The 12293-nt window shown below is 46.8% G+C and carries 11 protein-coding genes and 2 tRNA genes; 5 read left to right on the forward strand and 8 right to left on the reverse strand.

What is annotated here, in order from left to right:
• The first annotated feature begins 10 nt into the window (after positions 1-10).
• Complete coding sequence (locus QMA35_RS06700) at positions 11-1759, forward strand: hypothetical protein (protein ID WP_281646368.1); 1749 nt, start codon at positions 11-13, stop codon at positions 1757-1759.
• 36 nt (positions 1760-1795) lie between these two features.
• Here the strand turns inward: QMA35_RS06700 and QMA35_RS06705 are convergent, their stop codons facing one another.
• Positions 1796-4117, reverse strand: a complete 2322-nt coding sequence (locus QMA35_RS06705; RefSeq protein ID WP_281646369.1) for a molybdopterin-dependent oxidoreductase — start codon at positions 4115-4117, stop codon at positions 1796-1798.
• A gap of 210 nt (positions 4118-4327) precedes the next feature.
• Here QMA35_RS06705 and QMA35_RS06710 point away from each other — a divergent pair, with 210 nt between their 5' ends.
• Positions 4328-4708: a helix-turn-helix domain-containing protein gene (locus tag QMA35_RS06710; RefSeq protein ID WP_281646370.1), complete on the forward strand. Its 381-nt coding sequence runs from the start codon at positions 4328-4330 to the stop codon at positions 4706-4708.
• A 375-nt stretch (positions 4709-5083) separates the two neighbouring features.
• Here the strand turns inward: QMA35_RS06710 and QMA35_RS06715 are convergent.
• The 3 genes from QMA35_RS06715 to QMA35_RS06725 form a co-directional block, all read right to left on the reverse strand.
• Positions 5084-5170 (reverse strand) — tRNA-Leu (locus tag QMA35_RS06715).
• Between the two features lie 55 nt (positions 5171-5225).
• Positions 5226-5312: transfer RNA gene (locus QMA35_RS06720), tRNA-Leu, on the reverse strand.
• A gap of 154 nt (positions 5313-5466) precedes the next feature.
• Positions 5467-5625 carry a hypothetical protein gene (locus QMA35_RS06725; protein WP_281646371.1) on the reverse strand — a complete coding sequence of 53 codons (159 nt, stop codon included), beginning with the start codon at positions 5623-5625 and terminating at the stop codon, positions 5467-5469.
• A gap of 435 nt (positions 5626-6060) precedes the next feature.
• Here QMA35_RS06725 and QMA35_RS06730 point away from each other — a divergent pair, with 435 nt between their 5' ends.
• Both QMA35_RS06730 and ybaK read left to right on the forward strand, forming a co-directional pair.
• On the forward strand, positions 6061-7341 hold the full coding sequence (locus QMA35_RS06730; RefSeq protein WP_281646372.1) for an outer membrane protein transport protein: 1281 nt from the start codon (positions 6061-6063) through the stop codon (positions 7339-7341).
• Positions 7342-7487: 146 nt separating this feature from the next.
• A complete protein-coding gene (gene ybaK / locus QMA35_RS06735) occupies positions 7488-7967 on the forward strand; it encodes a Cys-tRNA(Pro) deacylase (RefSeq protein ID WP_281646373.1) in 480 nt (159 codons plus the stop codon).
• 217 nt (positions 7968-8184) lie between these two features.
• On the opposite strand, the gene QMA35_RS06740 is transcribed toward ybaK, so the two are convergent.
• From QMA35_RS06740 to QMA35_RS06750, 3 genes are all read right to left on the reverse strand, one after another.
• Positions 8185-9375 carry an NAD(P)/FAD-dependent oxidoreductase gene (locus QMA35_RS06740; protein WP_281646374.1) on the reverse strand — a complete coding sequence of 397 codons (1191 nt, stop codon included), beginning with the start codon at positions 9373-9375 and terminating at the stop codon, positions 8185-8187.
• Between the two features lie 70 nt (positions 9376-9445).
• A complete protein-coding gene (locus QMA35_RS06745; protein ID WP_281646375.1) occupies positions 9446-10126 on the reverse strand; it encodes a zinc metallopeptidase in 681 nt (226 codons plus the stop codon).
• 130 nt (positions 10127-10256) lie between these two features.
• A complete protein-coding gene (locus tag QMA35_RS06750; protein WP_281646376.1) occupies positions 10257-10703 on the reverse strand; it encodes a hypothetical protein in 447 nt (148 codons plus the stop codon).
• A 133-nt stretch (positions 10704-10836) separates the two neighbouring features.
• Here QMA35_RS06750 and QMA35_RS06755 point away from each other — a divergent pair, with 133 nt between their 5' ends.
• Positions 10837-11658 carry a hypothetical protein gene (locus QMA35_RS06755; protein WP_281646377.1) on the forward strand — a complete coding sequence of 274 codons (822 nt, stop codon included), beginning with the start codon at positions 10837-10839 and terminating at the stop codon, positions 11656-11658.
• Positions 11659-11754: 96 nt separating this feature from the next.
• On the opposite strand, the gene QMA35_RS06760 is transcribed toward QMA35_RS06755, so the two are convergent.
• On the reverse strand, positions 11755-12114 hold the full coding sequence (locus QMA35_RS06760) for a hypothetical protein (RefSeq protein WP_281646378.1): 360 nt from the start codon (positions 12112-12114) through the stop codon (positions 11755-11757).
• Positions 12115-12293: the final 179 nt, after the last annotated feature.

Consider the following 12293-nt stretch of genomic DNA (forward strand, 5'->3'; position numbering starts at 1 on the left):
GGATTCTGCCATGGAGCCGGGCAAGCACATTCCTCTGAAAACATTTGGTGCAGGCAATACAATACAGCCAAAATTCACCGAGGATCAGGAAACACACTTCTCCCAGGAGGTGACCGCTAAGGGATTAAAGGTCAGTGTCTTGCCTGAAGACCAGGTGAAAGCCTATCTTCCCAAAGAACGGCAGGCATTTTCCGGGATTGCATTGCAGCAACGACAAGTGACCGACAGGCCGATAAAGGCTGGCTTTTTCAATCGTTTGATCAGTTTTATCCGAGGCCAACCCAATGCACAACAGAAAGCTGAACTCTGGGACACCTTTCAAAGGTTGGAAAAGAGCTTCACCATGGCCACTGGTAATACCACGCAATCCATAGAAAAAAGCCACTCTGGAGGGATCACAGTTAACCGTGAATCTGAGGGCGCTAAAGCGTGTGCCTTGATGGTTTCATCAGGGCTCGCAAAGGTTGTGGAACAAAATGATGAGCGCAACACCTTAACCATAGTTTTTCTTAGGCCTGATAATCTGAATCAACAAACCAGAGGCATGGAAGCCCTTGCACAATGCTGCCCGGTTTTCGTTTGTGAAAGTGGTTCCCTTGATTGGGGAAAAATGGTGAAAGTTGATCAATCTCTACCATTGGGTCGATTAAAGCATACTGGAGTGCTATCTGAGTCTGGGCAGCCGATCAGTGATTGGTTTAAGTCCTCGAAAGTCATCGCTGATTTAGAAGATCTGGCCACTATCAGAGCCCCGTTAGAAGGCAAGCTTGCCAAATTTTCACCTCCCAAAGACAGTGAGAATCAATGGGATTTGGCTAGACGAAGAATGAACGAACTGGCAGATATTGCTTTTCATGAAGGGCTACTGGATTTAGTTAATCTGCTGCGGGGCAAGACAAAAACGGTCAGTCTAATGGGTACACAGCAATGGCAGGAGATGGTCGACCAGGTCAATTCTTATCATCCTTTATTTGCGAACAAACTTTCCGAGGTTACACCAAATTATTCTGAATCTTTCACGATGGGCCATGATGTTCAATACCATCAACCACCTGACCATCAACAATTAAAAGACTTCCTGAAGCAACACGGCCTTATGCAAAAAGCAGTTACACTCAAACAAGTAGCCGAAATTCAAGCCAGCCAAGAACAAGCACTATTTCCCATTCAGGCCGCTTTCACCAAAGCGGTTGAGAAAAACATATGGTCAGAACTGAAGGGAGCATTTGTTGCCCTTGATCTACCTGAGGGTAAACCAATTGATCTTGAGCGCGTACAACAGGGAATGACAAAGCTTCGCCGCATTAATCCTGACTTATATGCTCGCTGCCTGGATGACAGCCAGAGAGCCGGAGCTATTGCAGACGCGGAAGCTCGACTGGAGCGTTTTGCAACAACAAAAAAAGAGCTGGCAAAGGAACATAACCTGGATAAAGACCCTGACCTGATTCGCTTAATGGCAAGAGAGCTGGTTGTTCCTGACGAAATTATTCCAGGAGCTGAAGGCGATTCAGCTCCACCGAAGAGTGTAGATAAAGAAATTATGAATCCCGCTAAGGAACTTAAAATCGTCAAAGCCTATGACATGATCGTGAACTATCTACAGGCCAGTAAAAGTGGGAAGGCTTCCATGGAAGATATGCAGGATCAGGCCATTACAGAGGCTCTGACCAACGGTGTAACTCTTTCTATGCAGAATTGGCAAAGCGGCATTACAAAGGTTCCGATCAATGCTTCAACGCCAACTCCCAGAGGTTAAGATAGCAGCCCCAACGAGTCATTGGGGCTGATGCTTTTAAGCAATTTTCTCCACACGGGCTGGCACATATTTGTGCCATGGTGTGCCAGCAAAGAAATCCCTATCTGAAGATGAAGTCAGCTCGTTAGGTGAAACCCCAACCCGAACCTCTTCACCATTTTCTTTTCGGTAATCCAAACCAACGCCATTTGGCAGAGAGATAAAACCAGGCCGCTGGATAGTAGTGATTTCTATATGGGTTTCAGCAGTGCCGGTTTTGGTAGTGATCTTTACATCTTCACCATTCTCCAGCTCCAGTTTCTCCGCATCTTGCGGGTGAATATAGAGGCTGGCGATCTTGTTCTTCTTATCCCAGGATGCGTCCCGAATAATTGTGTTGGCGGTTTCTGCACGACGCTGCCCCGCTGTGAGTACCAGTGGGAACTCTACTGTAGGTTTCAATTGTGCGACATCCAGTGAAGTCATCTGTGGATACAGCTCTTTCAGATACAACTGAATCCGCTTATCCGGCTGGCGCATACGCTTCCAGCTATCTTCATAGTTTCTGGAGTCACTGAACACAAAACCAGATGCTTTGTTTAGAACGGCATCAAACATCTTTTCACCAGCCGCCCACTTGGAACCGGTAAATCCAGCATTGGCTGCATACTGTGAATTCTTGCGCACAAACTGATGACTCAATGCCCAGAAGAATGCAGTCGAAGCGGCTTTACCACCTTTCAGGGTTGGACCAAGAGTTCTGTACATGAGTGGTGCAGCAACCTTCATTAATTCCGGTTTCATTGCCAGTAGTGGCATAAACACTGCTGCAAAGGCTTTGTGACCTAGTTTTGCGGCAGCCTTGAGTATGCGAACGTGAGATTTTTTCAAACCACCCAGTTCTTCCAGAATCCGCGTGTGGATCTCTGCTTCCATCAATGTTCCAGGTAATGGATCTACAACAGGCTGACGCAACTGGAAGAAGTTCCTCGGGAATTCAACACTGAAGAACACACATTCATACTTCTCATAAGAACTCGAAGCTGGCAGAACATAATTGGCCTGACGGGCGGTCTCGGTCATTGCCACATCAACAACAACCGAAAACTCCAATGCCTGCATGGCTTCACGCATACGAACACTGTTTGCATAAGAATGAACGGGGTTGGAGCTTTCTATAAACGCCGCCCGGAAACGGTTAGGGTGATCAGTAAGAATCTCATCCGGAATAGTATTGCAGGGAATCAGGCCAGTAATAATCTTTGAACCTAATACTGGGCTAACCTTTTCAAGCTTCACCTTCTGGTTGCCACCTGCAGACACATCCCCTTTACTGGCATCAGTCACTGACACAAACGGCACAGCAATATTATTAGCGCCTTTCTTGGAAAAGTTGCCGGTGATCACATACATAATGCGCTGGAGATAGCTGACTACTGTTGAGTTCAGGTTTTGCTGAACACCAAGGTCTTCGAATACCGCTGCAGATTGCGCTGTGGCTATACGACGGGCGGTCTTACGAATCAGTTCTTCATCCAATTCACAGATGGCTGCATATTCCGCAATGGAGAGAGTTTCAAAGTGAGAGCGAATCTCTTCAAAACCTTTAGTGTGCTGTTCAATAAAGGCTTTATCTTCTAGACCTTCCTGAATAATGGTGGCAATCAGTGCTGATATGCACCATGCATCAGTGCCGGGTTTCAGTTGCAGGTGGAAGTCTGCCAACTTAGCGGTATCGGTCAGGCACGGATCCAACACAACCATGGAACGCTTTGGGTCTTTAGCGATTTCTCTTAGAACCTTACGAGACTGAGGGAACCCATGAGCCTGCCATGGGTTCTTGCCGATGAAAACGGCGACTTCAGTATGATCAAAATCACCGTGAGGGCCACCACCAAACATCTTGCCAGCCACCCAGAACTCACCAGTTTTCTCCTGAGCCAAAGCGTTGGTGCGGTACTTCACACCGAGGTATTTAAGAATGGCATCACTGTATGCACCACCAAGGTGGTTACCCTGACCGCCGCCACCAATAAACAGAATCTTCTCACCGCCATATTTTTGCTGGATACCCTTCAGACCAGCAGCAACTTCTTTAATAGCAACATCCCAACTTACAGCTTCGTAAGTGCCATCAGGTTTTCTACGCATGGGGGTATTCAGGCGGTCAGCACCCATCTGGTAATAATTCAGGCGCGCAGCTTTGTTACAGAGATAACCTTCAGAGGCAGGGTTATCTTTATCACCTCGGATTTTCAAAAGCTCGCGGCCATCTTTGCCGCCGGTTTTGATTTCCAAACCACAGTTGATACTACACAGGGCGCAGGATGACTTTTTAAACTCGGGATCTTTCACAGGCTGGGCAGTTGCGTTGGCCATGGGCTGCAGGCTCCGCTTGATGATGCAGCTGCTTTAAGTGCAGATGCTGATTATTGTAATAATTATTATGTGACGCTTAATGAGTGATATTAAGCGTTCCATAATGGAACCTGTCAAATAGTTTGCAAACGAACCATATCAAAACAAGATAGTGGGAGGCTATGTATGCGTTGGGGTGAGGTGAGGTGAGGTGAGGTGAGGTGAGGTGAGGTGAGCTCACAGTCTTGCTCAATTGCACGATCAGTCGCAATTTTCGGTGACCGGTGGACGCTGTTAATTCTGCGAGAAATCTTTGTGAAGGTTTGCCGTTTCTCAGAATTGCAGGCAACGCTTGGCATAACCAGGCACCGCCTTTCAGAACGGCTGATACGTTTGATGGAAGCCGATATTCTTTACAAAGAACTCTACGACGAAAGCCGTAAACGCTATCAGTACAAACTCACTGAAAAAGGTCTGGAGCTATATCCCATTCTTATAGCTATTGCTCAGTGGGGGGGGATAAGTGGGGGGATAAGTGGGAGTCAGACGACGATGGTGCTCCCATGGAGTACATTCACAAAGACTGCGGCAAACTCACGAAACCAGTACTGAGCTGCAGCGAATGCGGAGAACAAATGCATGCCCGTAATACTATGGCTAAACCAGGGCCAGGTATTCTTAAGAAAATTGCCCGAGGAGAGAGTACGGGTCTGGATATAGAGCTCTACTCAAAGAAAATACTTCATTCGAAATAAGCCTTGAGAGCTACAACTATGACTTATGACGAGTTCAACGCATATTGCCAATCACTCTGTCTGACTTAGAGTTAATCAATCAGCTAAGGGGACAACTATCCTGACACAGCGGGCTATCCTGACACAGCGGGATAGCGTGCAGTTGTTTTTTAGAGCACACGAATAGAGGGGAGGAGTTGTTTTATTCAGGTATAAAAAAAGCCAGCTTCAAAGAAGCTGGCTTTTTGGAATTTGGTGCCCAGAAGAAGACTCGAACTTCCACGCCCTAACGGACACTAGCACCTGAAGCTAGCGCGTCTACCAATTCCGCCACCTGGGCACTGCTGGTTTTAAACTTGTCAGCCAAGTTTAGCCTTAAAGGCTTGCTGAAGAGATGGTGCCCAGAAGAAGACTCGAACTTCCACGCCCTAATGGACACTAGCACCTGAAGCTAGCGCGTCTACCAATTCCGCCACCTGGGCATCTTTTCAGCTACTCATTGCAAGAAACATTTCGAGTCGTCTCCTGCGAGCGAGGCGAATATTAGAGAGAATGGTTTTTGGTGTCAACAACTTACCGGCACCTTACTGGGGTGGCAATTACCTAAACAGGAATATCCATAACAGAAGATGACCTTTAGGCTGATTTCCAGTAGCCCAGATCCTGCAATGAAGGAACAAAGGGAAGCGGTGTATCCCAGTACTCTCCCGGATGCCGGATTCTGTGGGTAAAGCCGGACATTGCAAACTTCTCAACTATACCAGAAGGCTTCCGCTCTCCCGCCAGTCTGGCCACTTGGCCTATTTGCGTATACTGCCTTTCTCTGTATCGCTGCAGATCCCGTTCAGCTATGCCGCTGTCTCGCTAGGTTTGTTCCTGCCATTTCGATGCCCTGAGCATATTTTCTGGAGTTGGAAGGTTGAGCTTCCCAGCAAAAATTTTAGCAAGCCCGGAAATACCCGCACCAATTATTGCGACAGAGATGTTTTTGTTTGAATCCATAGAATCCAACAGTTTCTAATTTTTTATCAAAGATAGACAGGGGTTTGATAACAGTCCTGTAGAAAAGGTCTCAATAGGTTTATGGATAATTTCTCTGGTAACAAAAAATGTACATAAATTACAAAGCTACACATATAGACTCGGCGCAGTTACATACATTGAAAGCGAGCGCCCTTCTTTCATTTGTTCGCTTTATCTCTTTTTAAATAGAATCCTTTCGGAGACGTCATGATTAACGCCGCTCGCCGACGTAGTCTGCTTGTTGTATCTTCGCTTGCAATCGTTGTTTCTAATCAGGCTCTGGCCAGTGGTTATGAAAAAGCCACCATGTGGGATGCTAAATACAGTGCATTGGCTGGTGCCGCAACTTCATCTGTTGGTAACTCCAGTGCGATCTTTTTTAACCCTGCGGGTTTAGCATTTGCTGATTCCAACGACTTTTCTCTCCATGTTTCTCCCACTTTTTCCCGGATAGATAGCCCGGCTAATGGCTCCGACACCTTTACTGAAGGTGAGGATATGTTCGCCATGAATGGCGGTTTTACCGGCCTCTATCAACTGAATGAAAAGTTCACCCTGGGTTACGGCATTTATGGAGCTGGGGGTTCCATGTCTGAGTATGGGGATATCACGACTGGAATGGGGTCATTTGCTCAAACCGGAGATCTTTCCACCACTATAAAAATTATTGAAGCTGGTTTGGCACTGGCTTATCGCATCAATAAAAACTGGTCTGTCGGTGGTACTTATCGCCTGACCTATGCGATGGCTGATATCAATATGGCTTCAGCTACTGGTCCTGGCGATGCTGTCGGGGTGAATGTTCAGTACGAAGAAATGGATGACTGGAATACTTTTGGTGTTCGCCTGGGTGCCATGTTCCGTTCTGATAATGACCGCTGGGGCTGGGGTATTGACTACCGTTCAGAAGTGGAAGCTGAGGCAGAAGGCGAAGCCGCTTTAGATGTAGGCGGACAAAACCAATACCGTGGCAGAGATATTACGGCGAAAACAACATTGCCATTCCAGATTTCCACCGGTGTTGACTACCAGATTACTGATGATGTGACTTTGTTCGGTGAAGTGACTTACAGTAATTACAGTACCAACAAGAGTATTACATTCTCTTCTGATGACACGAATTTGCCCGTGAACGAAGTTAACCAGGAGTGGGATGATCAGTACAACTACCGGGTAGCTGTTGAGTACACAGGTCTGGAAGACTGGGCGCTGCGTGGTGGCTATATTTACACGACATCTATCGTACCTGAAGAGTATGCCTCTCCTACTTTCTCAACACCGAGTTTTGCCCACACTATCACCTTTGGTGCAGGACGAAGTTTTATGAATGGCAAGGTTGATCTGGATCTGGCCGGTGAATACAACATTGTTGAAAACGATGATGTGAAAGGCGGCGCTATTGTTACAGACTCTGGTGCAGTTGCCCCTTCCGGCAGATATGAGTCCAAGGCTTATGCTGTGCATATGTCTCTGAGATATTACTACTAAGAAACACTAAGAAACACTAAGAAACACTAAGAAACACTAAGAAACCTTGGTTAAGAGATTCAGGCGGAAATCACATAAGCCTGAATCTCTTTGCCGATCCGCATACAATGCTGTTTCCACACCTATAACTTCTAACAGGAATCAGTATGACTCCCGCTGTTCTAGCAGCCCGTAAAGCCGGTATTTCTTATAAGGTTCATGAGTATGGGCATGATTCGTCGTGTACTTCTTATGGAGAAGAAGCTGTAGCTGCATTGGGAATCGAGCCGGAGCGCGTATTTAAAACTTTGTTGGTTTCCCTGAATGGCGATCCGAAGAAGTTGGCGGTGGCTATTGTTCCTGTTCCCTGCAAGCTTGATCTCAAAGCCTGCTCACGAGCGTTAAAAGCCAAGAAAGCAGAGATGGCTGATCCGGCAATTGCCGAGAAAACCACAGGCTATGTGGTTGGTGGAATCAGCCCATTGGGGCAGAAGAAACGTCTACCGGCTGTTATTGATGAAAGTGCCAATAACTTTGAAACCATTCATGTGAGCGCCGGTAAAAGAGGTTTGGAAATAGAGCTTTCGATGAAAGACCTTTGCACGTTGAACGGTGCGAGTTCAGCTTGCATAGCGCGCAAGGATTAACCTGCTTTTGGCCATTTTCTGCGTCACCCAAAGTGCATTGCCAAGAGCCTTTGGCCGCGTTGCGGCATTGCCCAGGAAAGCAGGAAGGTTGGCCATGAAGGCTGGGAAATTCCTGTAAGCAACGCCAGGTTATGCTTGGCTCTTCACGATTCTTAACCTTGCGGTATTGGATCACGGGCAGAAAACTGTTGGCTTCGATAACTATGCGATTATTTTTCTAAACATAAAGCCCCGCGCAGTGCCCGGATGCCCACGCCCACTGAAAGTTAAAGCCTCCCAAGTGCCCGGTTACATCAACAACCTCACCAATAAAGTAAAGATTATTCTGCAGGCGACTGGCCATGGTTTTGGAAGAAAGCTGGTCGGTATCTATGCCGCCAATGGTAACTTCTGCTTTTTTATACCCTTCAGTACCGCTGGGTTTAATTTGGCATTCGGTGAGAATTTGTTCCATACGCTGCATGCTTTCCCGGCGCCACTGGCTTGCTTCTTTTTCTTCACCAATCCAGCCTGCCAGAGCTGCAGCTAAACGTTTTGGCAGATGCTCACAGAGAATGGTTGTGAGAGACGCTTTCGGGCGGGCAATCTTCTGTTCTTCCAGCCATCGGGAAACATCCACATCTGGCAGCCAGTTGATGGAGATTTCATCACCTGGGCTCCAATAACTGGAAACCTGCAGAATAGATGGGCCACTCAAACCTTTGTGAGTAAACAGCAACGCTTCACGGAAACTGGTGCCGTTACACTCGGCCACTACCTCAGTGCTGATGCCAGAAAGACCATCAAAAGTAGCAAGTTCTTTGGGGTCAAGGGTAAATGGAACCAGAGCCGGACGCACTGGAACAATATTGTGATGAAATTGTTTGGCAATCCGGTAGCCAAAATCTGTTGAACCCATTGTCGGGAAGGAGAGGCCGCCAGTGGCAATAACCAGAGAACTGGCTTCAATAGTTCCCTGGTTGGTGGCGACGGAAAAACGCTCACTTTCCAACGCTTCTACCGATTGAATATCTACTTGGCTTTCGATAGTAACAGAGGGGAGATCGCACTCAGTCATTAGCATAGCGAGAATGTCTTTGGAGCTGTTGTCGCAAAACAGTTGACCAAGAGTTTTTTCGTGCCATGGAATACCGTGTTTATCCACCAGAGCCTGGAAATCCCACTGGCTAAAACGGCTAAGGGCTGATTTGCAGAAATGAGTATTACTGGAGAGGTAATTTGAGGCCTCGGTGTACATATTGGTGTAATTACACCGTCCGCCACCAGAAAGTAGAATCTTGCGGCCGGGCTTCTTGCCATGATCCAGAACAAGAACATTACGCCCCCGCTGACCAGCAGTCAGCGCGCACATCAGGCCTGCGGCACCAGCACCAATAATGACAACATCGCAGGATTGAGGCAGAGACATAAATTCGGATTCCAGAATAGCAAAAGCGGCGAACTATAAGGGCATATGCCTTTCTCTTCTACCGGTAATTCTATCGTCTGAGTATCGCTATCCACCGGCCAAGATTGAGAAGGCTGGCAAGAGCTGCGGCAACATAAGTGAGAGCTGCTGCTTTCAGTACCTGACGGGCAGCAGGTTGATCGCTGATCATTAGGTAACCTTCTTCAAGAATCGGCATAGCTTTGTTAAAGCTGGCGTCGTTTTCTACGGGTAGATTCAGGACTTGCACCCAAACTACGGCAAGCATCCCTATGGCTCCAATAACGATTGTAAGTGCCGTACTTTGGGGAACACGTGTCAGCAGGAAAACAGCTGGGCTGATCATCAGGGCAATGGCACTGAAGCGTTCAATGACCATTGCTGTACGGATTCGTCTTTGTCGGCGCATAAAGCCGGGGTGTTGTTCTTTATGTTGTAGAGCGTGCCCCACTTCATGGGTGGCAACAGCCACAGCAGTAATAGATTGGCCTTCATAGTGTTCTGGAGACAGGGAAACTATGCGTTCTTCCGGGTCATAATAATCCTCGCCAGAAGTTCCCATGCGAACCTTTGCGTCTAGCTCAAAACGCCTGATAAGGTGTTCTGCGAGTTCACCGCCGGTTCCCTGTAAATCTGCTCTGTGGCGACCATGACGCTTCAGTACGTAACGAATCCAGAGTTGCGGGCCAAACACCAGGGCAAGTATCAGTAGTGCTGGTATTGCCAGAACCATCTTTATTTCCTGTTATTGATTCTGTTATCTACTACGCACCTTAACGCTGGAAAGGATGTCAGTACAGAGTTTGTCGAAGTTTGATGTATCACCAACAAACTCTGTGGATGTTTAGGGTTTAAAAGGAAGGTTAGCTATCTGTTTCTCTCAAATAGAGCATTCCGCTGCCCTTGGTGCCGGTGGTGGCACTCTGCTCATTGAAGATGCCTGTCACTTCTGCAGTACCAGGTTCACGCTGGGTTTTGGAATAGAAGATCAGAGAAGGCAAGGTAACACCTTCTACTGATGGCTGAAAAGTGTAGGGGTAGTACTCAGCGAATGTGCCGTTGTCGCGGAAGGTTTTCTGGGGAATCTGCTGCATGGGAGGGACTTGGCTGAGTTCACCCGTGAGCTTTACAGTTTTGCCGCGAAGATGACCAACAAGCAGACTGGTTACGTCCTGCTGTGTATGTAGGGCTATCAGATCATGATTTTCCACACTTTCTACGGGTGCTGAAAGATTGCTGGCCAGTGATAGCCCTGATGTCGTTAATGCCGTGCCAAGAAATAACGCCAGAACCGTTTTTCTGTAAACCATGACAAACCTCATATACTTCAAAGATATAAGCGCTTAGGCTCTGGGACTATCCCAAAACCGAAACACAGCATTGAAGGGGTTTGCAGAACTGTCAAATTCAGCGAACCAAAAACCAGAATCAGGACAGGAATCCATGGAAAAGCCGGGTCAAAAATGGTGGAGCGTACCGCTGGTGGTTTGCTGGCTGTTAGTTTCAGCTGCAATGGGTATTGCTGCCGAACGCAGTGTTGTTGTTCTGCCGCTGAAGCACATAGTTCCTGATCAGGTGTTACCACCGGTACAGGCGATTTTGCCAGAAGGGGCAACGGCCACGTCTTATAACAATCAATTGATTCTTAGGGTTTCAAAAGAAGAACTATCAACTGTTGAAAGTCTCCTGCAGCAAATTGATAAAGCTTCTCAGCAGTTATTAATTTCAGTGAGAACACCAAAAAAACAGGGAACGGCTAATGACGGAATCTCCGTGAATGGTACGTTTTCTGATGGCCGAGTGCAGATTGGTGATAGTAGCCAGCCTGGCCGGGTAATCATTCGCAGTGATAACGCATCGACAAAACAGAATGGGTTGCAAAGTGTCAGAGCTACGGAAGGTTTGCCTGCTTATATCACGGTGGGAACATCAAAGCCGATTACAACCTATCGAACAGATAGTCTTGGGAATAGGCAGTCAGTTACGGAATACAAAGCAGCAGATCAGGGTTTTTATGTAACGGCACGCATTATTGGGGACAGCGTTCAATTGAATATCAAGCAGACTGATGATGAACACGAAAATCGCTCCATTAATACCCGTCACCTTTCTACGACAGTTTCCGGAAAACTGGGGGAATGGATCACTATCGGTGGTTCGGGAGTCAATTCATCCAATAATAACAGTGGGCTGGTGGTTCGTAGTTCCTCATCAAAAAACAGTTCAAGCTCTGTTCAACTTAAAGTTGAGGCCATTGGCGAATAGTCTTGTGTGATGTGAAGTATGGGGTGCCAAAGGCATCCCATAGGCAGTTTACCCAACAGAAAAATCCATGGAATATAATTTGAGCAAGTTTAATAATTAACTATGTAAGGAATCTCTAATTTGTACTTGAATGTGTTGGATTTTACCGTTGTGAATAATCACGTCTTCCAGGCCAGAATACACTACCTTTTCCCCTGACAGCGTTTCACCTTTAAAGTCAAAAACAAAGTGAACTATTCCGGGCTTTATTTCGGAAACACTCTCTACCAGCCACCCTAGCTTGGTATACATACCATGATGGATTCTCTGCATATTCATGATGTCTTTAGCTCCCAGAAAAAGTTCTCCCTTCCCAGAGCGAAATGTGGAGCTTTCAGAAAAAAGCTTGGTAATTTCTTCAAAGTTACTGTCATTCGAAAGCTTGAAATAATACTCAGCAATTTCTAAAGGACTCATAGTTGTCACTCTCCTCATAACACAATTGCAATGTAGTTCAGGTTGTATCGGGAACATAACAGTTTTGTTATGCAGAGAAAGGATATAAATGATTATTCATGACTCTGAAGTCTTCTTTACAGAATATTCCAGAGGCGTGGGCAGACAATGCATGGGCAAACAGTGCGTGGGCAGACAAT

Origin of the sequence: Parendozoicomonas sp. Alg238-R29 (assembly GCF_947331445.1) — a bacterium.
Classification (GTDB): Bacteria; Pseudomonadota; Gammaproteobacteria; order Pseudomonadales; family Endozoicomonadaceae; genus Sansalvadorimonas.